General features: G+C 72.0%; 23 protein-coding genes. 9 read left to right on the top strand and 14 right to left on the bottom strand.

Annotated elements, in window-relative coordinates:
• Window position 1: 1 nt before the first annotated feature.
• Entirely contained in the window at window positions 2–778 is a 777-nt protein-coding gene (locus ACFVS8_RS04390) for a general stress protein (protein ID WP_387058003.1), read from the bottom strand.
• Window positions 779–810: 32 nt separating this feature from the next.
• Here ACFVS8_RS04390 and ACFVS8_RS04395 point away from each other — a divergent pair, with 32 nt between their 5' ends.
• Genes ACFVS8_RS04395 through ACFVS8_RS04410 form a run of 4 tightly spaced genes read left to right on the top strand, consistent with a single transcriptional unit; the run spans window position 811 to window position 4,807 of the window.
• Window positions 811–2,145 (top strand): magnesium transporter MgtE N-terminal domain-containing protein, encoded by a 1,335-nt coding sequence (locus ACFVS8_RS04395; RefSeq protein ID WP_387058006.1) that lies wholly within the window; start codon window positions 811–813, stop codon window positions 2,143–2,145.
• Entirely contained in the window at window positions 2,132–2,707 is a 576-nt protein-coding gene (locus ACFVS8_RS04400) for a DUF1003 domain-containing protein (RefSeq protein WP_387058009.1), read from the top strand. The genes ACFVS8_RS04395 and ACFVS8_RS04400 overlap by 14 nt, the downstream gene beginning before the upstream one ends.
• On the top strand, window positions 2,688–3,863 hold the full coding sequence (locus tag ACFVS8_RS04405; RefSeq protein WP_387058011.1) for an Mrp/NBP35 family ATP-binding protein: 1,176 nt from the start codon (window positions 2,688–2,690) through the stop codon (window positions 3,861–3,863). Before ACFVS8_RS04400 ends, ACFVS8_RS04405 begins: the two co-directional genes overlap by 20 nt.
• Window positions 3,864–3,868: 5 nt before the next feature.
• Window positions 3,869–4,807, top strand: coding sequence for a hypothetical protein (locus tag ACFVS8_RS04410; protein ID WP_387058013.1), 939 nt, complete (start codon window positions 3,869–3,871; stop codon window positions 4,805–4,807).
• Between the two features lie 23 nt (window positions 4,808–4,830).
• Here ACFVS8_RS04410 and ACFVS8_RS04415 read toward each other — a convergent pair whose 3' ends face one another.
• Both ACFVS8_RS04415 and ACFVS8_RS04420 read right to left on the bottom strand, forming a co-directional pair.
• Window positions 4,831–6,402 carry a pyridoxal phosphate-dependent decarboxylase family protein gene (locus tag ACFVS8_RS04415; protein WP_387058016.1) on the bottom strand — a complete coding sequence of 524 codons (1,572 nt, stop codon included), beginning with the start codon at window positions 6,400–6,402 and terminating at the stop codon, window positions 4,831–4,833.
• 2 nt (window positions 6,403–6,404) lie between these two features.
• Window positions 6,405–7,823: an MFS transporter gene (locus tag ACFVS8_RS04420; RefSeq protein WP_387058019.1), complete on the bottom strand. Its 1,419-nt coding sequence runs from the start codon at window positions 7,821–7,823 to the stop codon at window positions 6,405–6,407.
• Between the two features lie 69 nt (window positions 7,824–7,892).
• Here ACFVS8_RS04420 and ACFVS8_RS04425 point away from each other — a divergent pair, with 69 nt between their 5' ends.
• Complete coding sequence (locus ACFVS8_RS04425; protein ID WP_387058021.1) at window positions 7,893–9,443, top strand: succinic semialdehyde dehydrogenase; 1,551 nt, start codon at window positions 7,893–7,895, stop codon at window positions 9,441–9,443.
• 54 nt (window positions 9,444–9,497) lie between these two features.
• Here the strand turns inward: ACFVS8_RS04425 and ACFVS8_RS04430 are convergent, their stop codons facing one another.
• Window positions 9,498–9,887 carry a sec-independent translocase gene (locus tag ACFVS8_RS04430; RefSeq protein WP_387058023.1) on the bottom strand — a complete coding sequence of 130 codons (390 nt, stop codon included), beginning with the start codon at window positions 9,885–9,887 and terminating at the stop codon, window positions 9,498–9,500.
• A gap of 89 nt (window positions 9,888–9,976) precedes the next feature.
• Here ACFVS8_RS04430 and ACFVS8_RS04435 point away from each other — a divergent pair, with 89 nt between their 5' ends.
• On the top strand, window positions 9,977–10,609 hold the full coding sequence (locus tag ACFVS8_RS04435) for an O-methyltransferase (protein ID WP_387058025.1): 633 nt from the start codon (window positions 9,977–9,979) through the stop codon (window positions 10,607–10,609).
• 102 nt (window positions 10,610–10,711) lie between these two features.
• On the opposite strand, the gene ACFVS8_RS04440 is transcribed toward ACFVS8_RS04435, so the two are convergent.
• The 3 genes from ACFVS8_RS04440 to dapE all read right to left on the bottom strand — a co-directional run bounded on the left by ACFVS8_RS04440 (window position 10,712) and on the right by dapE (window position 13,338).
• Window positions 10,712–10,885: a DUF3117 domain-containing protein gene (locus ACFVS8_RS04440; RefSeq protein ID WP_067875042.1), complete on the bottom strand. Its 174-nt coding sequence runs from the start codon at window positions 10,883–10,885 to the stop codon at window positions 10,712–10,714.
• A 118-nt stretch (window positions 10,886–11,003) separates the two neighbouring features.
• Window positions 11,004–12,233, bottom strand: coding sequence for a hypothetical protein (locus ACFVS8_RS04445; RefSeq protein ID WP_387058028.1), 1,230 nt, complete (start codon window positions 12,231–12,233; stop codon window positions 11,004–11,006).
• Window positions 12,234–12,240: 7 nt separating this feature from the next.
• Entirely contained in the window at window positions 12,241–13,338 is a 1,098-nt protein-coding gene (gene dapE, locus ACFVS8_RS04450; RefSeq protein WP_387058030.1) for a succinyl-diaminopimelate desuccinylase, read from the bottom strand.
• 66 nt (window positions 13,339–13,404) lie between these two features.
• On the opposite strand from dapE, the gene dapD reads away from it, so the two are divergent.
• Both dapD and ACFVS8_RS04460 read left to right on the top strand, forming a co-directional pair.
• Entirely contained in the window at window positions 13,405–14,352 is a 948-nt protein-coding gene (gene dapD / locus ACFVS8_RS04455; protein ID WP_387058033.1) for a 2,3,4,5-tetrahydropyridine-2,6-dicarboxylate N-succinyltransferase, read from the top strand.
• 99 nt (window positions 14,353–14,451) lie between these two features.
• Window positions 14,452–17,079 carry a penicillin acylase family protein gene (locus ACFVS8_RS04460; protein WP_387058034.1) on the top strand — a complete coding sequence of 876 codons (2,628 nt, stop codon included), beginning with the start codon at window positions 14,452–14,454 and terminating at the stop codon, window positions 17,077–17,079.
• Window positions 17,080–17,271: 192 nt separating this feature from the next.
• On the opposite strand, the gene ACFVS8_RS04465 is transcribed toward ACFVS8_RS04460, so the two are convergent.
• The 5 genes from ACFVS8_RS04465 to ACFVS8_RS04485 all read right to left on the bottom strand — a co-directional run bounded on the left by ACFVS8_RS04465 (window position 17,272) and on the right by ACFVS8_RS04485 (window position 21,189).
• Window positions 17,272–18,591 carry a citrate synthase gene (locus ACFVS8_RS04465; protein WP_387058037.1) on the bottom strand — a complete coding sequence of 440 codons (1,320 nt, stop codon included), beginning with the start codon at window positions 18,589–18,591 and terminating at the stop codon, window positions 17,272–17,274.
• Between the two features lie 179 nt (window positions 18,592–18,770).
• Window positions 18,771–19,889, bottom strand: a complete 1,119-nt coding sequence (dapC, locus tag ACFVS8_RS04470; protein WP_387058039.1) for a succinyldiaminopimelate transaminase — start codon at window positions 19,887–19,889, stop codon at window positions 18,771–18,773.
• A gap of 2 nt (window positions 19,890–19,891) precedes the next feature.
• Entirely contained in the window at window positions 19,892–20,212 is a 321-nt protein-coding gene (gene fdxA, locus ACFVS8_RS04475; protein ID WP_092964954.1) for a ferredoxin, read from the bottom strand.
• Between the two features lie 69 nt (window positions 20,213–20,281).
• The gene (locus ACFVS8_RS04480; RefSeq protein WP_387058042.1) at window positions 20,282–20,704 is read right to left on the bottom strand and encodes a hypothetical protein; all 423 of its coding nucleotides are present in this window, start codon (window positions 20,702–20,704) and stop codon (window positions 20,282–20,284) included.
• A complete protein-coding gene (locus ACFVS8_RS04485; RefSeq protein ID WP_387058045.1) occupies window positions 20,701–21,189 on the bottom strand; it encodes a hypothetical protein in 489 nt (162 codons plus the stop codon). The genes ACFVS8_RS04480 and ACFVS8_RS04485 overlap by 4 nt, the downstream gene beginning before the upstream one ends.
• A 173-nt stretch (window positions 21,190–21,362) precedes the next feature.
• Here ACFVS8_RS04485 and ACFVS8_RS04490 point away from each other — a divergent pair, with 173 nt between their 5' ends.
• Complete coding sequence (locus tag ACFVS8_RS04490; RefSeq protein WP_387058048.1) at window positions 21,363–22,169, top strand: enoyl-CoA hydratase/isomerase family protein; 807 nt, start codon at window positions 21,363–21,365, stop codon at window positions 22,167–22,169.
• A 45-nt stretch (window positions 22,170–22,214) separates the two neighbouring features.
• Here the strand turns inward: ACFVS8_RS04490 and ACFVS8_RS04495 are convergent, their stop codons facing one another.
• Window positions 22,215–23,069: a M23 family metallopeptidase gene (locus ACFVS8_RS04495; RefSeq protein WP_387058050.1), complete on the bottom strand. Its 855-nt coding sequence runs from the start codon at window positions 23,067–23,069 to the stop codon at window positions 22,215–22,217.
• Window positions 23,070–23,256: 187 nt separating this feature from the next.
• Window positions 23,257–25,161 carry a translational GTPase TypA gene (typA, locus tag ACFVS8_RS04500; protein WP_387058053.1) on the bottom strand — a complete coding sequence of 635 codons (1,905 nt, stop codon included), beginning with the start codon at window positions 25,159–25,161 and terminating at the stop codon, window positions 23,257–23,259.
• Window positions 25,162–25,303 lie beyond the last annotated feature (142 nt).

The following is a 25,303-nucleotide window of genomic DNA, read 5'->3' on the forward strand; positions in this document are numbered from 1 at the left end:
CTCAGGCGTCGCCCGACTTGCGACGCTCGCGCTCGGCACGCCGAGCGGCATCGAGCGCCTCGCCGTAGGTGAGGCCGGTCGGTTCTTCTGCGCCGGCCTCGCCCGCGTCGACTCCGGCATCGTCGCCCTCCGGCGCCGCTGCGGCACCCGTGGCCGCGGCGGGATCGGCTGCTGCTGCACCGCTCGCGGCGCTCGGCGTGCTCGCCGTCGCAGGCCGGCCGGCCGCGGCATCCGGAACCGGACCGTACCTCGGCGCGACCGGCTGCGAGCCCACCGGCGCGAAGGTCTCGCCCGACGTGCCCAGCACCTGGCGTGCGCGCTCGACGTGCGCGGTCTCGGCCACGACCGAGTAGCTCGTCGCGAGCACCTGCGCGATCGACGTGAAGTCGCGGCGTCGGCGGTTGACCGAGTACGTCACGACGCCGAAGATCATACCGAACCCGGCGCCGATGAGCACGGCCGAGATCAGGATGCCGACCGACGCGGGCGACGGCGAGAAGATGAAGAAGAGCAGGCCCAGGAACGTGCCGAACCACGCGCCCGACAGCGCGCCGGCACCGGCCGCACGGCCCCACGTGAGCTTGCCCGTGATGCGCTCGACGCTCGTGAGCCCCGACCCGACGATCGCCAGCTCCTTCAGCGGGAACTCCGCCTTCGCGAGCGTGTCGACGGCGGCCTGCGCCTCGGCGTAGGTCTCGAAGCTCGCGACCGTCTCGCCCTGCGGCAGGGTCGGGAAGACTCTGGACATGCGGCCGCCGAACGGCGATGGGGTGCTCACTCCCTCATCCTCCCACGGGCTAAGTTGGTACCGTGAGCGCAACGAGAGTCTTCGTCGCCCGACTCGCCGGATGCGCCGTCTTCGACCCCGCCGGTGATCGGGTCGGAAAGGTGCGCGACGTCCTCGTCGTGTACCGCCGCAACGACCCGCCGCGGGTCGTCGGACTCATCGTCGAGGTTCCGGGCAAACGACGCGTGTTCCTCTCGATCGGGCGAGTGACCTCCATCGGCGGCGGCCAGATCATCACGACCGGGCTCATCAACCTCCGCCGCTTCGAGCAGCGCGGCGGCGAGGTGCGCGTGATCGCCGAGATGCTCGGTCGCAAGGTGACCTTCAACGACGGCTCGGGCGAGGCCTCCGTCGAGGATGTCGCGATCGAGGAGCTCGAGCCCGGCGAGTGGGAGGTCGAGCAGCTCTTCGTGCGACGCCCCAAGGGCGCTTCGCCGTTCTCGAAGGGACAGTCGGCCTACGTGACCTGGCGCGAGGTGCGCGAGATCACGGCCTCCGGCGAGGCGCAGTCGGCCGAGCAGCTGATCGCGACCTACTCCGAGCTGAAGCCCGCCGACCTCGCGAACACCCTGCTCGACCTCCCCGTGGCGCGTCGCCAGGAGGTCGCCGAGGAGCTCCCCGACGACCGGCTCGCCGACGTGCTCGAGGAGATGCCCGAGTCCGACCAGGTCGAGATCCTCTCGGGGCTCGGCGACGACCGCGCCGCCGACGTGCTCGACCACATGCAGCCCGACGACGCCGCCGACCTCATCGCGCAGCTGCCCGAGGAGCGCGGCGAGCACCTGCTCGAGCTCATGGAGCCCGAAGAGGCCGAAGACGTGCGCATGCTGCTCTCGTACGGCCCCGACACGGCCGGCGGCCTGATGACGACCGAGCCGATCATCGTGTCGGCCGACGCGACCGTCGCCGAGGGCCTCGCGCTCATCCGCAGGCACGACCTGCCGCCGGCGCTCGGCGCCGCCGTCTGCCTCACGCTGCCGCCGTACGAGGCGCCCACCGGCCGGTTCCTCGGCATCGTGCACTTCCAGCGCATGCTGCGGTATCCGCCGCACGAGCGCCTCGGAACCCTCATCGACCAGGGTCTCGAACCCGTCGGGGCCGACACGTCGGCCGCCGAGGTGAGCCGGATCCTCGCGAGCTACGACCTCGTCTCGGTGCCCGTCGTCGACGAGAAGCACCGCCTCGTGGGCGTCGTGACGATCGACGACGTGCTCGACTACCTGTTGCCCGATGACTGGCGAAGTCATCCCGAAGACGAAGACGAGGTGAGCAAACGCGCGACCGCCCGCGCACAACTGACGACCGGCAGCATCCCGATCCCGAGCACTGCGAGGAGGGCAGCAGATGGCACGCGTTAACACCGCAGACGAGCGGAGGTTCGACACGCCGAAGGGCACCGGCCGCTCCCCGTTCCGCCGAGGCAACCCCGACAAGGATCGATTCGGACGCTTCACCGAATGGGTCGCGCGCGCGATGGGAACGCCCGGCTTCCTGCTCGGCCTCTCGCTCTTCGTGCTCGTCTGGCTGCTCTGGAACACCTACGCGCCCGAGCAGTGGCGCTTCGACTCCCAGGTCTACGGGTTCACGGTGCTCACGCTCGTGCTGAGCCTCCAGGCCTCGTACGCCGCCCCGCTGATCCTCCTCGCCCAGAACCGGCAGGACGACCGCGACCGCGTGCAGATCGAGCAGGACCGCCAGCGCGCCGAGCGCAACCTGGCCGACACCGAGTACCTCGCGCGCGAGGTCGTGGCCCTCCGCCTCGCCATGCGCGAGCTCGCCTCGAAGGACTTCATCCGCGCCGAGCTCCGCGCGGTGCTCGAGGAGCTCGACCGCGCCCAGGTCGAGCGCACCGGTGCCGACCAGGCCGGTTCCGGCCAGGCCGCCGACGAGGACTCCGCGCATGCCGCACCACGATCCTGAGGCGCTCGAGGCGGCGATCCGTCGCTCCCTCGAGTCGGTGATCGATCCCGAGATCCGCAAGCCCATCACCGAACTCGACATGCTCGAGTCGGTGCGCATCGCCGACGGCCGCGTGCACGTCGTGGTGCGGCTCACGATCGTCGGGTGCCCGGCATCCGATCGCATCGAACGCGACGTGCGTCAGGCCGCGGAGGCCGTGGCGGGCGGCGTGCCGGTCGACGTCGTGCTCACGGTCATGACGCCCGAGCAGCGCACCGCCCTCACTGAGCGGCTGCGCGGCGCGAAGGCCGGGCGCGGCATCCCCTTCGGGCCGGGCACGCTCACGCGGGTCATCGCGGTCACGAGCGGCAAGGGCGGCGTCGGCAAGTCGACGCTCACGGCCAACCTCGCGGTCGCCCTGGCGGCTCGCGGACTCTCGGTCGGGCTCATCGACGCCGACGTGCACGGCTTCTCGATCCCGGCGCTGCTGGGCCTCGTCGACGCCGACGGGCTCGCCGCACGGCCGACGCAGGTGAACGACATGATCCTGCCGCCCGTCGCGCACGGTGTGAAGGTCATCTCCATCGGCATGTTCGTCGAGCCGGCCGAACCCGGAGCCCGGGCATCGTCGACCGCCGTCGCCTGGCGCGGACCGATGCTGCACCGCACGCTCAACCAGTTCCTCACCGACGTCTACTTCGGCGACCTCGACGTGCTGCTCGTCGACCTGCCGCCCGGCACGGGCGACATCGCGATCTCGCTCGGGCAGCTGCTGCCGAACGCCGAGGTGCTCGTGGTCACGACCCCGCAGCCCGCCGCCGCCGACGTCGCCGAGCGCTCGGGCGTCGTCGCCCGCCAGACGGGCCAGCGCATCATCGGCGTGGTCGAGAACATGGCCGGACTCGCCGGACCCGACGGCACCGTGCTCGACCTGTTCGGTTCGGGCGGGGGCGCCGAGGTCGCGCGCCGACTCTCCGAAGGTCAGGCAGAGGTGGTGCCGCTCATCACGAGCGTGCCGCTCAGCATCGCGCTGCGCCAGGGCGGCGACGAGGGGGTGCCCGTCGTGGCGGGCGCACCCGACGACCCCGCGGCCCGCGCCATCGAGCGCGTGGCCGAAATCGTGGCGACGAGGCCCCGTCAGTTGGCGGGCCGGCGGCTCGACGTCTCGGTGCGGTGATCCGGATGCCGCTCGCCGCCGCTCCTCGTCCGGGCCGGCGTGCGCGCGGGGCGCAGGCGTCTGCGCCGCCGCGAGGGGTGCTCGCCCTGGTCGGCCTCGTCGCGCTCGGCGTCGCGGTCGCCGGGTGCGCCCAGCAGCCGACGACGACCGAGGGGCTGCCCGACGGCATCACCGCGAGCGTGCTGCAGAGCCGGCAGGACGTGGTCGACGGACGTCTGGTCGTGCAGATCGACAACGCCACCGGCGCCGGCCTCGAGTTCGGCGCGTTCGACGTCGAGGCTCCCGGGCTCGAACCCGGGCTGCACTTCGAGGGCCCTCGCACGATCCCCGACGGTAGATCGGTGCAGTACCGGGTCGACCTCACGCCGGCGCGGTGCGACGGCGACGCCGGCCCGGCCGAGGTGACGCTCTCGGGTGTCGCGACGGGCGACGCCGAGGTCGACGGGTCCGGCGCGACCGGCACGATCGAGGCCGACGACCCGTACGACACGCTCCCCCGGCTGCAGAACAGCGGATGCCTCGCCGGCGCGGTCGAGTCCGTCGCCGCCTTCACGCTCGCCGAGCACCTGCGCTCGACCGGCTCGGGCACCGATCGACGCGCCTTTCTCGACATCGAGGTGCAGCCCACGGGCGCGGCATCCGGATCGATCGACCTGAGCGAGGTGCTCGGCACCACGCTCCTGTCGGCCGAGGACGGCCTGAACTGGTCGACGACGACCGCGCACATCGAGGCGTCCGATGCGCCGTCGACCATCTCGTTGCCCGTGCGCCCCGCGCGGTGCGACCCGCACGCGGGCGCCGAGGACAAGCGCGGCACGATCCTGCCGCTCGAGATGACGACGAGCGAGGGCTGGTCGGGGCAGTACGAGGTGCGCGCGTCGGCGTCGCTGAAGCAGGACCTCTTCGCCTACTTCACCGAACGGTGCGGCCTGCCCGCGAGCTGAGGTCGGGCAGGCCGCACCGAGCGTCAGTCGCGGGGTTCGACCACCCGCGCGAGCAGTTCGACCAGCAGGCGGCCCGTGAGCTGCGACGGCAGGGCCTCGACGAGGGCCAGCACGGGCGCCATCTGCGCCGGAAGCCCGCCACGCCCGCCGTCGTCCGCGCGGTCGTCGCCCTCGTCGGCGCCGCCGAGCAGGCCGATCGCGCCGAGCAGCGCGGCCGCGGTGTCGGAGTCGATCGCACCGCCCGCCGCGAGCAGGGGTTCGACGCCCCCTGGCAGCGCGTCGGCGAGCCCGGCGAGCACGAGCCCCCCGTCGACCTGCGGCACGCCGCGCTCGGCATCGGCGGCCGCGACGAGCGCCGCGCTGAGCTCCGGCACGACCTGCTCCGTCACGGGCGTGATCGTCAGGTGGGTCGTGTGCGGCAGTCGCGTTCCGTCGGACTGCACGAGCCCGGGCTGCAACTGCAGGAAGAACCCGGCGCCGCGCGCGGCATCGGCCCAGTGGTGCGGATCGACGCGCCGTTCGGGCGCAACCGACTCGTCGGTCGCGACCGCGAACAGCGGCCCCGTCGGTGCCCCGACGACGCGCAGTCCCTCGATGCCCTCGACCACCTCGCGCAGGGCGTCGGTCGCACGCGCGGTCTGCGCCGCGAGCGCCGCGAAGCCCTCCTCGCCGAGCACCTCGATGATCGACCAGGCGGCGGCGAGCGGGCCCGCCGGCTTCGACCCGGTCATGGTGGGGTTCACGACGGGGTAGCCCGGCCAGCCGGTCGTGCGGAAGTACTGGTGCCGCTGGCGGTCGCGCCCTCGGGTGAGGAGCACGGAGACGCCCTTCGGCGCATACCCGTACTTGTGCAGGTCGGCCGAGAGGCTCGTGACGCCCGGCACCCGGAAGTCCCAGGCCGGCAGCTCGTCGGGCCAGAAGCCGAGCGCGAACCCGCCGATGCACGCGTCGACGTGCAGGGCGATGCCGCGCGCACGGCAGACCGCCGCGACATCCGCCACGGGGTCGAGGCTCGCGAACGGGTACGACGGCGCCGAGACGACGACGAGCGCGACATCGTCTCCGAGCCGCTCCTCGATCGCGGATGCCGCGAGCGTGCCCGTCGCAGGGTCGACCGGCACGAGGTCGAGCACGAGTCCGAAGTACTCGGCGGCCTTGTGGAACGCGGCGTGCACGGTGATCGGTGCGACGATGCGCGGCATGCGCGGCGTGCCCTCGCGGGCCGAGCGCCACGCGTCGCGCGCGGTCTTCACGGCGAGCAGGCAGCTCTCGGTGCCGCCCGACGTCACGGTGCCGACCACGACGTCGGCGGAGCCGACCTCCTCGCCGGAGCCGCCGGCCTCGCCGTGGAACACCCGCCGGGCGAACCCGACGACGCCGGCCTCCATGGCGGCGACCGAGGTGAACGTCGTCGGGTCGAGCCCGTTCACGGGCTGCACGAGCCTGGCGGCCGATGCCGCGAGCTCGTCGAGCTCCGACAGGCCAGAGTCGTAGACGTACGAGAGCACCCGGCCGCCGTGCGTCGGCGCGTCGCCGTCGCGGAGCGCCGAGAGTTCGGCGAGCACCTCTGCCGGGTCGCGTCGGAAGTCGTTCATGGTCACACCGTCTCCTGCGTGTCGTTCTCGGGGTTCGGCTGCGACGACCCGTCGGTCGCAGCCGGTGCGGACGCGGCATCCGCATCGATGTCGTGCCGGCGCAGCGAGTACCGCGCGAGCGGCACCATGCTGAGGAGCACGAGCACCGCGGGCAGCGCGCTGAAGCTCACGGCGATGCCCGCCACGGCGGCCGCGGGCTGCTCGACGACGGTCGAGCCGGTCGACTCGAGGTAGCCCGTGAGCGCGAGCACGATCGTGAGCACGGTCGCGCCGAGCGCCATGCCGGCGGTCTCGCCGGCCGTCCAGATGCCGCCGAAGCTTCCGGCGCGGCCCTCGCCGTGCTCGCGCGCGTCGTGCGAGATGACGTCGGGCAGCATCGCCATCGGCAGGGTCTGCATGCCCGCGTACGCCGCCCCCGCGAGCGCGACCGGGAGGTACACCCACGCGCCGGGCGCCCAGATCATGCCGATGAGGCTGAGCGACGCGAGCGCGAACAGCAGGCTCGCCCACTGGAACGCGCGCTCCTTGCCGACGCCCCGCGAGATGCGGCTCCACAGCGGCGCGCAGAGCACGGCGGGCGCGATGAGCGCCACGAACAGCAGGGTCAGCGCGTCTTCGCTCTCGAGCACCCACACGGCCACGTAGTTCGCCCCGGCGAGCATCACGCCGGTGGCGAGGCCCTGCAGCACGAAGGTCGCGAGCAGCGCGCGGAACGGGGCACTGCGGCGCAGGGCCGCGAAGCCCTCGGCGTACGCCGCACGGATGCCGCGGCGAGGCGCCTGCACGCCCGGCAGGCCGCGAGACGCGGTCGAGACCGCGACGAGCATGCCCGCGCCGATGACGAGTCCGGCCACGATCGCCATGACCAGGTAGCCGATGGCCTCGTCGTCGCCGCCCATGCGGCGGAGCATCGGGCCCCCCGCGCCGAACAGCAGGATCGCGAGGCTCAGCACCACCACGCGCCACGACAGCAGCCGGGTGCGCGCGTCGTAGTCGGAGGTGAGCTCGGCGGGCAGGGCGATGTACGGCACCTGGAACAGGCTGAACGCGGTGGCCGTCGCGAGGAACGCGAGGAACACCCAGACGCCGGATGCCGCGGGCGCGAGTCCGGCGGGAACCGCGAACGTCAGTACGAACCCGACGGGCAGCGCGACGGCGCCGACGCGCATCCAGGTGCGGCGCGTGCCGGTCCGGGCGAGCGCGCGGTCGCTGTGCTCGCCGATCCAGGGGTCGATGACGACGTCCCAGACCTTCGCCGCGGTCACCACGAGCCCGGCGGCGAGCGCGGTGACGCCGAGGGTGTCCGTGAGGTAGAACACGAGGACGAGTCCTGGCAGCGTCGCGAAGCCACCGGTCCCGAGGGATCCGATGGCATATCGGGTGACGACGCCGCGGGAGAGGGGGCGCTCCGTTGCGGTCATGGAGGCAGTGTAGTGCGCTCCGCGAACTCGGAGCGCCCGAAGTGGGTCAACTGTCCTAGACTGTGCCGCATGCGCGCCACGATGGCCTCCCCCGACCTGTACGCCCGCCTCACCGCCGAGATCGTCGCCACGGGCGACGCGACGGTCGAGGTGCCCACGCCGTCCACCGGCGAGACCCTGCACCTGCTGCCTCAGTCGAGCGCCGCCGACGTGCTCGACGCGACCGCGAGGGCGCGCATCGCGCAGCTCGCGTGGGCCAGGGCCGGCTTCGCCGAGCGGCGACGCATCCTCCTGCGCGCGCACGACCTCGTGCTCGAGCGCCGGGAGCTGCTGCTCGACCTGATCCAGCTCGAGAGCGGCAAGACCCGTGGTCAGGCGTTCGAGGAGGTCTTCCAGGCCGCCTCGGTCACGCGGTACAACGCGTTGACCGCGAAGAAGGTGCTGCGCGGCGGCGCGCGCCGCGGCGGCATCCCGACCGTGCTGACCGCGACGGTGCGCTACAAGCCGAAGGGCGTCGCCGGCGTCATCACGCCGTGGAACTACGCCCTGAGCCTCGCCGCGATGGACGTGGTGCCCGCGCTCGCGGCCGGCTGCGCGGTCGTGCAGAAGGCCGACGACCAGGGCGCGCTCTCGATCCTCGCGCTGCGCCGGGCGTTCGTCGACGCGGGCGTGCCCGAGGCGCTCTGGGCCGTCGTCACCGGCCCGGCCTCCGAGGTCGGCGAAGCGGTGACCGACGTCGCCGACTACATCTGCTTCACGGGCTCGACGGCGACGGGGCGAAAGGTCGCCGAGAAGGCCGGCCGACGACTCGTGGGCGCCTCGCTCGAGCTCGGCGGCAAGAACGCGCTGCTCGTGCTCGACGACGCCGACCCGATCGACGCCGCCCGCGGCGCGGCGCACGCCGCGTTCTCGGCCATGGGCCAGCTCTGCGTCTCGGTCGAGCGCCTCTACGTCGACCGCAAGGTCGCCGGGCCGTTCCAGCGGGAGCTCGTCTCGCGCCTGAAGACCGCCGCACTCGGGTCCGACCTCGAGTTCGGTCCCGACTTCGGCTCGCTGACGAGCGCGGCGCAGCTCGCCCGCGTGCAGTCCCACCTCGACGACGCCGTCGCCAAGGGCGCGACCGTCCTGGTCGGCGGCACCGCGCGCCCCGACCTCGGTCCGTGGTTCTTCGAGCCGACCGTGCTCACGGGCGTGACGCCCGACATGACCGTCTACGCCGACGAGACCTTCGGCGCGATCGCGTCGCTGTACCTCGTCGACGGCGACGCCGAGGCCGTCCTGGCCGCGAACCAGAGCCAGTACGGCCTGAACGCCTCGATCTTCACCGGCTCGCTGCGTCGGGCGTCGCGCGTCGCCGACGCCCTCGAGGCCGGCAGCGTCAACGTGAACGAGGGCTACCGCGGGTCGTTCTCGGCGGTCGCCGCGCCCATGGGCGGCGTCAAGCAGTCGGGAGTCGGCCGCCGCAACGGCCACGAGGGTCTGCTGCGCTTCGTCGAGCCCATCACGGTGTCGCGCTCCACCGGGCTCATCCCGCTGCCCCGCACGGGCGCCGAGTACCGCACGCTGGTGCCGGTCATGGTGCTCGTCTCGAAGGCGCTGAAGGCGATCCGCCGGGCCTGACCGCGCGCCGCCGCATCCGTTCGCCCGAGACGACCGGCGAGCGGATGCCGCGGCTCAGGTCGCTTCGGAGTCGAACGGCGCAGCCTCGCCGGCGCCGAGGGCCTCGCGCTTGCGCTTACGCTGCAGGTACGCCGAGTTCTCGTTGACGGCGGCCCTGGCCACCACGGGCTTCGCGGGCTCGGCGAAGGGGTCGGCGTCGCTCAGCGCGTCGCGGATGATGCGGCGCGGGTCGTACTGCCGGGGGTCGAGCTTCTGCCAGTCGACGTCGTCGAACTCGGGGCCCATCTCTTCGCGCATGCGGTCTTTCGCGCCGTTGGCGAAGTCGCGCAGCGACCGCACGAACTTGCCGAGCTGCGCCGCGTAATGGGGCAGGCGTTCGGGGCCGAGCAGGAACACGGCGATCACCCCGATGATGAGGAGTTTCTCGAACGTCAGACCGAACACCGTTACAGGATAGTCGGCGGCGAGGCGTGCGAATCCCACACGCTGCTGGCCGTAGGCTTGGCAGCTGAGAGAGTGCCGGGAGCCGCATCGTGTCCGAACGTGACCTGAACTGGAAGTACGTCGACGAGTCCGTCGTCGAGAGCGAAGCGGTGGCCCGCGCGCGCCAGCAGTCCGTCGAGCTCGGCATCGACCCGGTCTCGCCGGCCGTCGGCGCCCAGCTCGGGGTCATCGCAGCCTCCGCGCGCGCCGAGTCGATCATCGAGGTCGGCACCGGGGTGGGCGTCTCGGGCCTCTGCATGCTGCAGGCCGCACGCGGCGCGCTGCTCACCTCGATCGACACCGAGAACGAGTACCTCCAGGCCGCCCGCGAGAACTTCGCCGACGCCGGCGTCGCCGCAGCGCGTGTGCGACTCATCGCCGGTCGCGCGAGCGAGGTGCTCCCCCGCATGAACGAGAACTCCTACGACGTCGTGTTCATCGACGCCGACGCGGGCTCCGTCATCGAGTACGTCGAGCACGGGCTGCGCCTCGCCAAGCCCACGGGCTCCGTGCTCGTCGCGCGCGCCCTCTGGCGCGGACGCGTGGCCGACCCGGCCCGTCGCGACGACGAGGCGACCGCCTTCCGGGCGCTCATCTCCGAGCTCTCGGCGTCGGCCGCCGTGGCCACCGCGGTCTCGCCTGCGGGCGACGGGCTGCTGCAGATCGTCAAGCTCGGCGCCTGACCCACGGGCACCCGCCCGCGGCATCCGCTCGTCGACACCGACGCCGGACATGCCTCGAGCCGAGCACCGCACGCGGGCTCGGCTCGAAACGGGTGGAACTGATCAGGCCGGGTTGACGACGCCGCCGAGCACGTCGTAGAGCTCCTTGGCCTCAGCATCGTTGACCGAGACGACAAGGCGACCGCCGCCCTCGAGCGGAACCCGCACGATGATCAGACGACCCTCCTTCACAGCCTCCATAGGCCCGTCTCCGGTGCGTGGCTTCATGGCCGCCATTGAGCTACCCCTTTCGTGGCTGGATACAACCATTATCGTGCATCGGAAGCAGTCCTGAGAAATCGCCGTGAGGTTGTGGACGACACGGCAGGACTCACGGCGACGAACACGGCCACGATCACGGCGGCGTCCAGTCGCGCCCGTCGATGCCCCAGCAGATGAGCAGCCAGCCGACCTGGAGCGCGAGGAACACGACCACGACGGCCCAGCGGTACCACCTGGAGCGCGGGATCGCCGCGGCGCCGAGCAGCGGGAAGAGCGGCGACGCGATGCGGAACACGCTCGACTGGGGGAAGAACACGGCGAGCAGGTACAGCGCATAGCTCGCCGACCAGAGCCGGATGTCGACGCCGAGGCGCCGCACCGCCGGCGTGACCAGCAGCAGCCCGAACGCGAGGATCAGCGCCACGACGGCGATGGTGCCGAGCGGCTGGCCGAGCCACCATCCGCCCGACTCGAACCACGCGGTGAACGGCACGAGCTCGCCGTAGCCGATGTACGCCGCACGCCACGCCAGTTCGGTGTCGGTGTAGGCGTGCAGGTCGCCCGTGCCGAGGCCGGCCACCAGCAGCCAGCCGAACCCGAAGAGCACGGCGAAGACCGTGACGGATGCCGCGAGCACGCGCTCGCGTGTCGGGAACGGGTCGTCGCGCCGGCGCCACCGGCGCCACACCCAGTGCAGGCCCAGCGTGAGCGCGAACGCGAGCGCGCCCGGCCTGGTGAACGACCAGAGCGCGAGTACGGGGAACAGCCAGCCGTACCGGCGATCGACGAGCAGCAGCAGCGCCGCCGCGAGCAGCAGGTAGCCGAGGGGCTCCGCGTAGCCGAACTGCATGATCGGCGAGACGGGCGCGACGCAGAACAGCACGACGGCGAACATCGCCCGATCCGGCTCGAGGAACCGCGACATGAGCCGGTGGAACACGAGGGCCGCGCCGAGGCCCGCGGCGAGCGCGACGAGCACCGACGCGACGTTCCACGGGATCTGGAACCACGTCAGCATGCCGACGAGCGCCGGGTAGACCGGCATGAACGCCCACGCGTTCTCGGCGACGTGCCCGTCGGGCGTCAGCGGCAGCTCGGCCGGATACCCCGTCAGCTGGATGATCTGGTACCAGCGGGCGTCCCACATGTTCGCGTACTCGAAGTATCCCGGCTTCGCACCGGTCCACGGGTTCGCGCCCTGCACGCTCGCGAGCGCCAGCACGATCACCGTCGTGACCGCGCGGGAGGCTGCGAAGACCACCATCACGCGCGCCCACCACGGCGCGAGGCGCCACCGCACGCGCGGCGACCATCGCGTCGCGCGGAAGGGGTCGGGCTCGCGCTCGGTCTGCGCCGTCGTCATGCGGGCGTCAGGTTCCGGTCAGCCACGACCGCAGGCCGACCTCGCACGCGACGATCGCGTCGAGGCGCACGCGCTCGTCGTCGGTGTGCGCGAGGCTCGGGTCGCCCGGGCCGTAGTTCACGGCGGGCACGCCGAGCGCGCTGAATCGGGCGACGTCCGTCCACCCGTACTTGGGTCGTGCCTCGGCGCCGACGGCCGCGAGGAACCCCTGCACGAACGGGTCGTCGAGGCCCGGGCGCGCACCGGCCGAGGCATCCGTCACCGTGAGGTCGTACTCGGGGAAGAGCGCGCGCATGGCCGCGACCGCGTCGTCGACCGAACGGCTCGGCGCGAAGCGGTAGTTGACGGTGAGCACCGCCTCGTCGGGCACGACGTTGCCGGCCACGCCGCCGCTGATGCCGACCGCGCTGAGGCCCTCGCGGTAGGCGAGCCCCTCGACGTCGACCGTCTCGGCCTCGAACGCGGACAGGCGCTCGAGGGCGGGCGCGAGCGCGTGGATCGCGTTGACGCCCATCCAGGGGCGCGACGTGTGCGCGCGCGTGCCGGTCGCCCGCAGCTCCACGCGCAGCGTGCCGTTGCACCCGCCCTCGACCTGCCCGTTCGACGACTCCCCGAGGATCGCGAAGTCGGCCTCGAACAGGTCGGGCCGCGTCTCGGCGAGGCGCTTCAGCCCGTTGAGGTCGGCGGCGACCTCCTCATGGTCGTAGAACATCCAGGTGACGTCGTAAGCGGGTTCGGCCAGTTCGACCGCGAGCTTCAGCGCGACCGCGACGCCGCCCTTCATGTCGGTCGTGCCGCGGCCCCAGAGGTAGTCGACGCCGGCGTCGGTCTCGAAGCGGGTCGGCACGTTGCCGTTGATCGGCACGGTGTCGAGGTGCCCCGCGATGACGACCCGGCGTTCGCGCCCCAGGTTCGTGCGCGCGACGATCGTGTCGCCGTCGCGGTGCAGCTCCAGATGGGATGCCGCGGCGAGCGCCTGCTCGACGAGGTCGGCCAGCACGGTCTCGTCGCCCGACACGCTCGGGATGTCGCAGATCGCCTTCGTCAGCGCGACGATGTCGGCGGTCGGGTCGAGCGGGGCTGGCGCGGAGTCGGCGTGCGTCATGCGTCGAGTCTACGGACGCGTCGTCGCCCCGCGTCATCCGCCCACGACGCTCGGTACCCTTGAGGCATGCCTGCGAACGAGACCGCCATCGCCCCTGCCCGCACCGCCTCGGCCGCGGGCCTCACGACCGTCGCCGGCGACGGCACCGTGCTCGACGCGTGGTTCCCGGCCCCGGTGCTCGGCGACGCGGCATCCGCACTCGCCCCCGAGCACGCCGCACTCGCGGGCGACGACGCGCGACGCGACGTGCGCGTCGAGGTGGTCGAGCTCACGATCGACCTCGACGCCGCCCCGGCCTCGACCGCCGACGCCTACCTGCGCCTGCACCTGCTCTCGCACCTGCTCGCCGCGCCCAACACGGTGAACCTCGACGGCGTCTTCGGCCACCTGCCGAACGTCGTCTGGACCAACGCGGGCCCCGTGCACCCCGCCGCCTTCGACCGGCTGCGCCCCGCGCTGCAGCGCGCCGGCATCCACGCGACGGGCCTCGACAAGTTCCCGCGACTGCTCGACTACGTGACCCCCGACCGCGTGCGCATCGCGGATGCCTCGCGCGTGCGCCTCGGCGCCCACCTCGCCCCCGGCACGACCGTCATGCACGAGGGCTTCGTGAACTTCAACGCCGGCACGCTCGGCAGCTCGATGATCGAGGGCCGCGTGTCGCAGGGCGTCGTGGTCGGCGACGGATCCGACATCGGCGGCGGCGCCTCGATCATGGGCACCCTCTCCGGCGGCGGCACCCAGCGCGTCTCGATCGGCGAGCGCGCGCTGCTCGGCGCGAACTCGGGCATCGGCATCTCGATCGGCGACGACACCGTCGTCGAGGCCGGGCTCTACGTCACCGCGGGCACCAAGGTCGCAGTGCTCGGAGGCGGCACCGACCGCACCGTGAAGGCCGTCGAACTCTCGGGCGTGCCCAACCTGCTCTTCCGCCGCAACTCGGTCAACGGCCGGGTCGAGGTGCTCTCGCGCGACGGCCACGGCGTCACCCTGAACACCGCGCTCCACGCCTGAGTTCCGGAGGGCCGTTCGCCCGGCTCGTCCGCTCCATTACAGTGGTGCCTCAGGCCGCCGCACGGCGGCCGTCCTCGGGGGCGAGCACGAAGGAGTGACGTGGGCACCGACGCACCCAGAACCCGACACCACGGCTGGCTGAGAGCGCTCACCTGGGTGCTCGGGATCGTGCTGCTGCTCGTGCTCGCGTCGGGCGGCGTCGGCTGGTGGACCGTGCAGCGCTCGTTCCCCACGACGAGCGGTCGGCTCGACGCCCCCGGGCTCGTCGCGGCCGTGAGCGTGTACCGCGACGACGCCGGCATCCCCCAGATCGTCGCCGAGAACGACCACGACCTGTTCTACGCGCAGGGCTTCGTGCACGCGCAGGACCGCTTCTGGGAGATGGACTTCCGGCGCCACGTCACCGCCGGCCGGCTCGCCGAGCTGTTCGGCGAATCGCAGGTCGGCACCGACACGTTCATCCGCACGCTCGACTGGCGCGGCATCGCCGAGCCGGAGTACGACCTGCTCGACGATCAGGCCCGCGCGTACTACACGGCGTACGCCGAGGGCGTGAACGCCTACCTCGCGAGCCGCAGCGGCGCCGAGCTCTCGCTCGAGTACGCCGTGCTCGGCCTGCAGAACCCGGGCTACTCCCCCGAGCCGTGGACCCCCGTCGACTCGATCGCGTGGCTCAAGGCGATGGCCTGGGACCTCCGCTCGAACCTGGGCGACGAGATCGACCGGGCCCTGCTGTCGACCGCACTGCCCGCCGAGGAGATCGCGCGGCTGCACCCCGACGTCGACTGGTCGGCCTCGCCGACCATCGTCGACGGGCTCCCGGCCGCCTCGGCGCCCTCGGCCTCGGGCGCCGTCACGCCGCTCACCGCGGGGCAGACGACGACGGATGCCCCGACCACCGCCGACTACGCCGCCGCGCTCACCTCGTTGCGGGCGACGCTCGACGGCATCCCTGCACTGCTCGGGCCCGAGGGCAGCGACATCGGATCCAACTCCTGGGTCGTGTCCGGAGCGCTCACCGAGTCGGGCGAGCCGTTGCTCGCCAACGACCCGCACCTCGGCCCGGCCCTTCCGTCGATCTGGGCGCAGATGGGCCTGCGCTGCGCCCAGCCGACCGACGACTGCACCTTCGACACGGCCGGGTACACGTTCGCCGGGCTTCCCGGCGTCATCATCGGCCACAACGACCGCATCGCGTGGGGCTTCACGAACCTCGGCCCCGACGTCGCCGACCTCTACCTCGAACGCGTCGAGGCCGACACCTACGAGCTCGACGGCCGGAAAGTCCCCCTCACCACGCGCGAGGAGACCATCGAGGTCGCGGGCGGCTCGCCCGTGACGATCACCGTGCGCTCGACCGGTCGCGGGCCGATCGTCACGGGCATCGGCTCGGACTTCGCCGCCGTCGCCGAGCAGTACCCCGCGGCATCCGGTGCACCCGAGGGCACGAACGAGCTCTCGCTGCAGTGGACCGCGCTCACGCCGGGTACGACGGCGCAGTCGATCTTCGCGCTCGACCGGGCCCGCGACTGGAACGAGTTCCGCGCCGCGGCCTCGCAGTTCGACGTGCCCGCGCAGAACCTGATCTACGCCGACACCGAGGGCAACATCGGGTACCAGGCCCCGGGCGCCGTGCCGATCCGCAAGCACGGCGACGGCACCCTGCCGCAGCCCGGGTGGACGAGCGACGTCGGCTGGACCGGCGAGGTCGCGTTCGACGACCTGCCCAGCGTGCTGAATCCGTCGCGCGGCTACATCGTGACGGCGAACAACGCCGTCACGAACCAGGGTGCCGTCGGCGGCCCGTTCCTCACGGCCGACTGGGACTACGGCTACCGCGCCGCGGCCATCGAGCGCCTGCTGCGCGAGAAGGTCGACGCCGGCGAGAAGCTCACGGCCGACGATCTCACGCGCATCCAGCTCGACACTGGCGACGCGAACGCCGCCGCCTTCCTGCCGGTCGTCGCCGAGCTCGACCTCACGGGCGACGCGGCACACGGCCAGGCGCTGCTCGCCGACTGGAACGGCCGCGCCGACGCCGACAGCGCCGGAGCCGCGTACTTCGCGGTGTTCTGGAAGCACCTCCTCGACGACATGTTCGGCGCGCTGCCCGAGCAGACCCGCCCGACCGGCGGCGACCGCTGGTACCGCGTGGTCGGAACCCTGCTCGGCGAGCCCGACTCCACGTGGTGGACGAACGAGGGCCTCGGCGTCGCCGGGCGCGACGCCATGATCGCGAACGCCCTCGACGAGGCCTGGGTCGAGGCGACCAGCCGCATGGGCAGCAGCAGCGAGTCGTGGCGTTGGGGCCGCCTGCACACCCTCACCCTGACCAACCAGAGCTTCGGCACCTCGGGCATCGCCCCGCTCGAATGGCTGTTCAACCGGGGCCCCTACGAGCTCGGCGGAGGGTCGTCGATCGTGAACGCGCTCGGATGGGACGCCACGCAGGGCTACGGCGTCGACTGGGTGCCCTCGATGCGCATGGTCGTCGACCTCGGCGACTTCGATGCCTCCACCTGGATCAACCTCACCGGGGCCTCCGGGCACGCGTTCCACCCGAACTACGTCGATCAGGCACCGCTCTGGCAGCACGGCGAGACCCGCGACTGGCCGTTCGGACTCGACGCGGTCCGGCACGCTGCGAAGGACACGCTCAACCTGCTGCCGGTCGCCGGCGTCGCGCCCGCGACCCCCGCGCCGGTCGAGACGCCCGCCGCGGAGTAGCGCGCCTCGCCAGCACGGCTCCGCGCAGCCGCACTCGGCACGTGAGCGGCCTGACGGGGCGCGTCGGGCCCGCTCGCCCGGAACAGACGCCGAAGGGGCGCCACGATCGACGTGGCGCCCCTTCGGCGTATCGGATGGCCCGAGACATCCGATCGTCGTCGAACACGACGGGCGGATGCCGCGGGGCGGCGCTCAGGCGCCGGGGTAGCGGCGCTCGGCCTCGCCCACGTAGAGCTGCTGCGGGCGGCCGATCTTGGTCTGCGGATCGAGGTTCATCTCGCGCCAGTGCGCCATCCAGCCGGGCAGGCGGCCGATCGCGAACAGCACGGTGAACATGCGCGTCGGGAAGCCCATGGCCTTGTAGATGACGCCGGTGTAGAAGTCGACGTTCGGGTACAGGCGACGCTCCTTGAAGTAGTCGTCCTGGAGGGCGAACTGCTCGAGCTCCTTGGCGATGTCGAGCAGCGGGTCGGCCACGCCGAGGCCGGCGAGCACCTCGTCGGCCGACTGCTTGACGATCGTCGCGCGCGGGTCGTAGTTCTTGTAGACCCGGTGGCCGAAGCCCATGAGCTTGACGCCGTCCTCCTTGCGCTTGACGCGCTCGACGAACTTCGCCACGCCCTCGCCCGAGTCGCGGATCTGCGCGAGCATCTGGAGCACGGCCTCGTTGGCGCCGCCGTGCAGCGGGCCCGAGAGCGCCTGGATGCCGGCCGAGATCGATGAGTACAGGTTCGCGCCGGTCGAGCCGACGAGGCGCACGGTCGACGTCGACGCGTTCTGCTCGTGGTCCTCGTGCAGGATCAGCAGGCGGTCGAGCGCCTTCGACAGCGTGGGGTCGATCTCGTACTGCTCGGCCATGTTGCCGAAGTTCAGGCGCAGGAAGTTGTCGACGAAGCTCAGCGAGTTGTCGGGGTACAGGAACGCCTGCCCGATGCTCTTCTTGTGCGCGTAGGCCGCGATGACCGGCAGCTTCGCGAGCAGGCGGATCATCGTGAGCTCGACGTCGTCGGGGTCGGAGCCCTCGTAGTAGGTCGAGAGGGCCGAGACGGCGCTCGAGAGCACCGACATCGGGTGCGCCGTGTGCGGCAGCGCCGAGAAGAAGCGCTTCAGGTCTTCGTGCAGCAGCGTGTGGCGACGGATCTTCTCGTCGAACTCGCCGAGCTGGTCGGCGGTCGGCAGCGTGCCGTAGATGAGGAGCCACGCGACCTCGAGGTACGTCGAGTGCTCGGCGAGCTGCTCGATCGGGTAGCCGCGGTAGCGGAGGATGCCCTGGTTGCCGTCGATGTACGTGATCTCGGACTGCGTCGAGGCGGTGTTCACGAACCCGTAGTCGAGTGCGGTCAACCCGGTCTGCCGCGTCAGCGCCGACAGGTCGATGCTCGAGGCGCCGTCGACGGCCGCCCGGATCGGGAACTCCGCGGTGCCACCGGGGAAGTTGAGGGTCGCCTGAAGGGGCTTCTGGCCTTCGGCGTTGTTCAGAGCGTCGCTCACGGCGCCTCCCGTGATCGTCATGTGCGGTCACCTGCTTTCCGTCACGCAGCCCGGTTCGACCGCGATCCGAACTACAGCCTAGACGTGGCCGGGGCACACTGTCGCATCCGCCAAGACATCCGCCGTGGAGTTGCCGGATTCGACAGTCGACGCTCCGCAGGGCGACTCCGCGCTGTGCGCGATCACGAATCCCGCGGTCGTCAGGCGACGGATGCCGCGAGTCGGCGCGCCGCGGCCGCGACCCGTTCATCGGTGGCCGTGAGCGAGAGCCGGACGTGCTCGGGGTAGTGCTCGCCGTAGAAGTGTCCGGGGCCGGCCACGATGCCGAGGTCGGCAAGGCGCCCGACGGACTCCCACGCATCGCGGCCCTCGGTGGCCCACAGGTAGAGTCCGGCCTCGCTGCGGTCGATGCGGAACCCGGCCGCCTCGAGCGCGGGCAGCAGCACGTCGCGGCGGGCGCGGTAGCGCTGCTTCTGCACCGCGACGTGCTCGTCGTCGGCGAGCGCGGCCACCATCGCGGCCTGCAGCGGGGCGGGAAGCATGAGTCCGGCGTGCTTGCGCACGTTGGTCAGCTGCTCGATCAGGCGTCCGCACCCGGCGACGAACGCAGCACGGTATCCGGCCATGTTCGACTGCTTGCTGAGCGAGTACACGGCGAGGGTGTTGCTCCGGTCCTCGCCGCTCACGCGCGGGTCGAGGATGCTCGGCACCCGTTCGTCGCCCCAGGGGGCGTCCCAGCCGAGCTCGGCGTAGCACTCGTCGCTGACGATGGTCGCGCCGAGCTCGCGCGCCCTCGCCTGCGCCGCGCGCAGCTCGTCGATGTCGAGCACGCGTCCGTCGGGGTTGCCCGGGCTGTTCAGCCACACGAGCTTCGTGTCGGAGGGCCACTCGGCCGGGTCGTCGGAGGCGAGGGACTCGGCCCCCGCGATCGCGGCGCCGATGGCGTAGGTCGGATACGCGGCGCGCGGGTGCACCACCACGTCGCCCTCACCGACGCCGAGCATCAGCGGGAGCAGCGCGACGAGCTCTTTCGAGCCGATCGTCGGCAGCACGTTGCGCTCGGCGAGGCCGGTGCCGACGACGCCGCGACGCCGTTCGAACCACTCGACGATCGCCCGGCGCAGCTCGGGCGTGCCGATCGTCTGCGGGTAGGCGTGCGCGTCGGTCGCCGCGGAGAGCGCGTCGCGGATGACGGCCGGGGTCTCATCGACCGGCGAGCCGATCGAGAGGTCGACGACGCCGTCGGGGTGCGCGGCCGCGCGCTCCCGGTACGGGGTCATGAGGTCCCACGGGTAGTCGGGCAGTGCGCCGAGTGCCATGCTCAGTGCGCCTGCGGGGGCAGGGCCGAGATGACGGGGTGGTCCTTCGCGATGACGCCGACCTTGGCTGCCCCGCCGGGCGAGCCGAGGTCGTCGAAGAACTCGACGTTGGCCTTGTAGTAGTCGGCCCACTCGTCGGGCAGGTCGTCTTCGTAGTAGATCGCCTCGACGGGGCAGACGGGTTCGCAGGCGCCGCAGTCGACGCATTCGTCGGGGTGGATGTAGAGCGAACGCTCACCCTCGTAGATGCAGTCGACCGGGCACTCGTCGATGCAGGCGCGGTCTTTGACGTCGACACACGGAAGGGCGATGACGTAGGTCACGGTGGCTCGCGGTCCTTTCGGAAGCTGGGACTTCAGTCTATGCCGCGCCGGAGCCGCGCCACGCCGGAGCTACGCGGCGCCCGCGCCCGACGCCGTCGGACGCGCAGCCGCACGCTGGGGCAATCGCGGCCACGCTACGACGAACACCGTCACGAGCGCAGGGCCGATCGACCAGATCGTGCCCGTGAGGTCGCCCACCACGAGCACCGACCCGCCGGGGCCGGAAAGCGTGAGCAGCCCCACCATCAGGATCACGCCGAGGCCCGCGACCGCCGCGACCAGCCGACCCCCGCCGATCGTGCGGAACGCGACGAGCAGGGCCGCCACGCCGACGAGGGCCGCGACGAGCCCCCATGGCAGGCTCACGTCGCCGATCTGCCACACCTGACGGTGGCCGACCGTGCCGAGCGTGCCGTACACCGCTCCGACGAGCAACGCGAGCACGAGCGTCGCGATGCGGCTCCACGTGCTCGCGCCGGCTGCCGCGTTCACTGCGGGGTCACCGTGTACGAGACGGTCGAGTCCTGCACGGCGAGCAGCACGAGGTAGGTGCCGTTCGAGTAGACCTTCGCGTCGAGCGCCCCGCCCATGAGCGCGTCGCGCTGCTCCTGCGTCATCGAGGTGTCCTCGGCGAAGCCGGCGCCCTCGAGCGCGGAGGCCGCCGCAGACGCCGGGTCTGCCTCGGTGGCGTCCACGACCACGACCCAACCGTTCGCGTCGCCCGTGCCGATCCCGACGGTGATCTTGCCCTCGACGATCGGGATCTCGGCCGGGAACCCGGCGGGCAGTTCGCCGCCCAGGCTCACGTCGCCGCCCGTCGCACCCTCGATGGCGTCTTCGACCCCGTTCTGCACGAGTTCCTCGACGGGGTTCACGCAGCCCGTGAGTGCGGCGGCGACCAGGCCCGCTGCGGCGAACGCGAGTACGCCGCGGACGGCCGCGCGCGGCATCCGCACCATGGTCTGGGATGAAGGCATGGGAGCTCCTCGGTGATTTCGGGGTGTCCTCGGATCCTACCGGCGCGCCGATCCGCCGGCCACGGAGGCACGGCCGGAGCCCGTGCCGCGTCCGGCCTCCGACCGACCTCGATCCGCCGCGGGGTGCGCATGCCGTAGCGTGAGTGCACGCCCAACGAGAGGACCGATCGACGATGACGACGCCCGAATCCGAACCCGCCCGCCCCGAGGTCGACCTCGAGTTCGACGGCGACGTGGCGATCGTCACGATCGACCGCCCGAAAGCGCTCAACGCGCTCTCGACGGCCGTGCTCGAGGCCCTCGACGACGCCTTCGCCCGCATCGCGGACTCCGCCTCGGCCGTCCGGGGCGTGCTGCTCGTGGGCGCGGGCGGGCGGGCGTTCGTCGCGGGCGCCGACATCGCGGGCATGGCCGGGGCGACGCCCGAGGAGGGTGAGCGGTCCGCGCGCCTCGGACACCGGGTCGCGGCGCGCATCGAGTCGTGCCCCTCCCCCGTGATCGCCTGCGTCGACGGCTTCGCCCTGGGCGGCGGGCTCGAGCTCGCACTCGCCTGCGACATGATCTACGCGACGGATGCCTCGGCGTTCGGCCAGCCCGAGGTGCGACTCGGGCTCATCCCCGGGTTCGGCGGCACGGTGCGGCTGCCGCGCGTCGTCGGACCGGCCAGGGCGAAGGAGCTCATCTATAGCGGGCGCCGGATCGGCATCGAGGAGGCCGTCGAGGCGGGCCTCGTGGTGCGCCGGTTCGCCGACCGCGAGGCGCTGCTGGCGGGCGCACGCGACACGGTCGCGCAGATCGCCCAGAACTCGCCCGTCGCCGTCGCCAACGCGAAGCGCGTGCTCGTCGAGGCCGCAGGTCGCAGCACCGACGAAGCCGTCGAGCGCGAGGTCGCGGGGTTCGGCGAGGCGTTCGGCACCGACGACATGCGCGAGGGCGTCGCGGCGTTCCTCGAGAAGCGCTCGCCCGGCTTCAGCCGCTGACGCCGTCGCATCCCGGGCGCGGCAGGGCGCGTCGGTTCAGGGCGCTCAGCCGGTGACGCGCATCGCCAGCCAGGCGAAGCCGTCGAACCGCACGCCGTCGGACCCGAACATCTCGAGGTGCAGGTGAGGGCCGGTCGACTGGCCGGTGGTGCCGACGAGGCCGATCTGCTGCCCGGCGGTCACCTGGTCGCCGACGCCGACGGTCATGGAGCCGCTCTGCATGTGCGCGTACGACGAGGTCACGAGCGTGCCGCCGATGTTGTGCTGCACCTCGATGTTCACGCCGAGGCCGCCGCCGCTCTCGGTCGCCAGCACCACGACGCCGTCGGCGATCGCCATGACCGGCGAGCCGTTGCCCGGGTTGAAGTCGACGCCGTCGTGGTTGGTCGAACAGCCGGCGCACGGAGCGGAGCGCGGGCCGAAGCCGTCGCTCTGGCGCTCGGGCGTCAGCACGGGCCACACGATGCGCTCCGACTCGATGAGCGACACGGAGCCGACGCTCGCGACCTGCGAGACCAGGGGCGGCGGTGCGGCCTCGACCGCGTAGGAGCTCGCGCCCGCGACCGCCGACGGCATCACGGCATCGCTGGCGACCTCGACGGTCTGCGGCTCGAGTTCGATGGTGTCGCCGGTGTACTCCGCCGGTGCGTAGACCGAGGCCGTGGTGTCGGCGGCGCTCACGGCGAGGGCCGGCACGCTCGAGCTGACCACCATCGCGCCGACGAAGCCGAGGCCCATGAGCACGAGGCCGGCACGACGCGGCAGCAGTGCGCGCAGGGGCGGCACGGCGGCGAAGGCGGAGCGGAGGGCCTGGTCGGCGGAGCGGGAACGGAAGCGAGGTCCGCGAACGGCCGCGCGGGATCGCGCTGCGGCTCGGCGGCCGAAGTGGGGGAAGGTCATGGGTGGTGCAGGAGTTTCCGGTCGGGGGCGTCCAGGTGAACCATTCCAACGTATGAAACGTTTCTGAACAAACCCTCAACTTCTCATGCGCAACCCGTGTGCATGCCGGGACGGCATCACGGCGGAGACGCGGAACGGGGCGGATGTCGCGGGCTCGGGCCCGCGGCATCCGCCCCGTTCGAAGCGACTAGCCCTGCTTCTTCAGGCGCGACGTCGTGCGCGCACGAGCCGTCGCGTCGAGCTCGACCTTGCGGATGCGCACGGCGGTCGGGGTGACCTCGACGCACTCGTCTTCGCGGGCGAACTCGAGGCACTCCTCGAGCGAGAGCTGGCGCGAGGGGGTCATCGACTCGAAGGTGTCGGCCGTCGACGAACGCATGTTCGTCAGCTTCTTCTCCTTCGTGATGTTGACGTCCATGTCGTCGGCGCGCGAGTTCTCGCCGATGACCATGCCCTCGTAGACCTCTTCGGTCGGGTTCACGAAGAACGTCATGCGCTCCTGCAGCGCGATGATGGCGAACGGCGTGACGACGCCCGAGCGGTCGGCGACGATCGAGCCGTTGTTGCGGGTCACGATCTGGCCGGCCCATGCGTCGTAGCCGTGCGAGATCGCGTTCGCGATGCCCGTGCCGCGCGTGGTGGTCATGAACTCGGTGCGGAAGCCGATGAGGCCGCGGCTCGGCACGATGAACTCCATGCGGACCCAGCCGGTACCGTGGTTCGCCATGTTGTCCATGCGGCCCTTGCGCGCAGCGAGCAGCTGCGTGATCGCGCCGAGGTACTCCTCGGGGGCGTCGATCGTGAGGTGCTCGTACGGCTCGTGCGTCTTGCCGTCGACCTGCTTCGTGACCACCTGGGGCTTGCCCACGGTGAGCTCGTAGCCCTCGCGACGCATCTGCTCGACGAGGATCGCGAGCGCGAGCTCGCCGCGGCCCTGGACCTCCCACGCGTCGGGGCGGCCGATGTCGACGACCTTGAGCGAGACGTTGCCGACGAGTTCGCGGTCGAGGCGGTCCTTGACCATGCGCGCGGTGAGCTTGTGGCCCTTGACCTTGCCGACGAGCGGCGACGTGTTCGTGCCGATCGTCATCGAGATGGCGGGCTCGTCGACGGCGATGATCGGCAGCGGGCGCACGTCTTCGGGGTCGGCGAGGGTGTCGCCGATCATGATGTCCTCGAAGCCCGCGACCACGGCGATGTCACCGGGGCCGGCGCTCTCGGCGGGGTAGCGGTCGAGCGCCTTCGTGAGGAAGAGCTCGGTCACGCGCACGTTCTGCACCGAGCCGTCGTGGCGGACCCAGGCGACCGTCTGGCCCTTCTTGATGGTGCCCTGGTGCACGCGGAGCAGCGCGAGGCGGCCGAGGAACGGCGACGCGTCGAGGTTCGTGACGTGCGCCTGCAGCGGGTGCTCGTCGTCGTAGGTCGGGGCCGGGATGTGCTCGAGGATCGCCTCGAAGAGCGGCTCGAGGTCGTCGTTGTCGGGCAGCTCGCCGTTCTCGGGCTTGGTGTGGCTCGCGGCGCCGTTGCGGCCCGAGGCGTAGACGACGGGCACGTCGAGGATGGCGTCGAGGTCGAGGTCGGGCACGTCGTCGGCCAGGTCGGAGGCGAGGCCGAGGAGGAGGTCCTGGCTCTCGGCGACGACCTCGTCGATGCGCGCGTCGGGGCGGTCGGTCTTGTTCACGAGCAGGATGACCGGCATGCGGGCCTCGAGGGCCTTGCGCAGCACGAAGCGGGTCTGCGGCAGCGGGCCCTCGCTCGCGTCGACGAGCAGCACGACGCCGTCGACCATCGACAGGCCGCGCTCGACCTCGCCGCCGAAGTCGGCGTGGCCCGGGGTGTCGATCACGTTGATCGTGATGGGGCTGTCGCCGGCGTGGACGCCGTTGTACGAGATCGCCGTGTTCTTGGCGAGGATCGTGATGCCCTTCTCGCGCTCGAGCTCGTTCGAGTCCATCGCGCGCTCCTCGACGTGCGCGTGCGCGTCGAAGGAGTTGGTCTGCTGGAGCATCGCGTCGACGAGCGTGGTCTTGCCGTGGTCGACGTGGGCCACGATCGCGACATTGCGCAGATCGGTGCGGGTGGCGTTCGCCATGTTCGGTCCTCTTGAGCTGGTGGGCTTCGTGTGCGACGCCCCGCGGCCACGACGGCGGCACGACGGAAACGCGGAAGCGCTTTGGTGAAAGGTCTGGGGATGCACGGCCGAGATCGACGGCGCGCGCCCGTCAAGCCTACCG

Source organism: Agromyces sp. NPDC058110, from assembly GCF_042884735.1.
Taxonomy (GTDB): Bacteria; Actinomycetota; Actinomycetes; order Actinomycetales; family Microbacteriaceae; genus Agromyces.

Excerpts from the sequence above, each read along its gene's own strand:
- ACFVS8_RS04400 (WP_387058009.1), top strand. The coding sequence starts at position 2,132 with ATGGCACGCGTTAACACCGCAGACGAGCGGAGGTTCGACACGCCGAAG.
- ACFVS8_RS04405 (WP_387058011.1), top strand. The coding sequence starts at position 2,688 with ATGCCGCACCACGATCCTGAGGCGCTCGAGGCGGCGATCCGTCGCTCC.
- ACFVS8_RS04410 (WP_387058013.1), top strand. The coding sequence starts at position 3,869 with ATGCCGCTCGCCGCCGCTCCTCGTCCGGGCCGGCGTGCGCGCGGGGCG.
- ACFVS8_RS04415 (WP_387058016.1), bottom strand. The coding sequence starts at position 6,402 with ATGAACGACTTCCGACGCGACCCGGCAGAGGTGCTCGCCGAACTCTCG.
- ACFVS8_RS04420 (WP_387058019.1), bottom strand. The coding sequence starts at position 7,823 with ATGACCGCAACGGAGCGCCCCCTCTCCCGCGGCGTCGTCACCCGATAT.
- ACFVS8_RS04425 (WP_387058021.1), top strand. The coding sequence starts at position 7,893 with ATGCGCGCCACGATGGCCTCCCCCGACCTGTACGCCCGCCTCACCGCC.
- ACFVS8_RS04440 (WP_067875042.1), bottom strand. The coding sequence starts at position 10,885 with ATGGCGGCCATGAAGCCACGCACCGGAGACGGGCCTATGGAGGCTGTG.
- ACFVS8_RS04445 (WP_387058028.1), bottom strand. The coding sequence starts at position 12,233 with ATGACGACGGCGCAGACCGAGCGCGAGCCCGACCCCTTCCGCGCGACG.
- dapE (WP_387058030.1), bottom strand. The coding sequence starts at position 13,338 with ATGACGCACGCCGACTCCGCGCCAGCCCCGCTCGACCCGACCGCCGAC.
- dapD (WP_387058033.1), top strand. The coding sequence starts at position 13,405 with ATGCCTGCGAACGAGACCGCCATCGCCCCTGCCCGCACCGCCTCGGCC.
- ACFVS8_RS04465 (WP_387058037.1), bottom strand. The coding sequence starts at position 18,591 with ATGACGATCACGGGAGGCGCCGTGAGCGACGCTCTGAACAACGCCGAA.
- dapC (WP_387058039.1), bottom strand. The coding sequence starts at position 19,889 with ATGGCACTCGGCGCACTGCCCGACTACCCGTGGGACCTCATGACCCCG.
- ACFVS8_RS04485 (WP_387058045.1), bottom strand. The coding sequence starts at position 21,189 with ATGCCTTCATCCCAGACCATGGTGCGGATGCCGCGCGCGGCCGTCCGC.
- ACFVS8_RS04490 (WP_387058048.1), top strand. The coding sequence starts at position 21,363 with ATGACGACGCCCGAATCCGAACCCGCCCGCCCCGAGGTCGACCTCGAG.
- ACFVS8_RS04495 (WP_387058050.1), bottom strand. The coding sequence starts at position 23,069 with ATGACCTTCCCCCACTTCGGCCGCCGAGCCGCAGCGCGATCCCGCGCG.
- typA (WP_387058053.1), bottom strand. The coding sequence starts at position 25,161 with ATGGCGAACGCCACCCGCACCGATCTGCGCAATGTCGCGATCGTGGCC.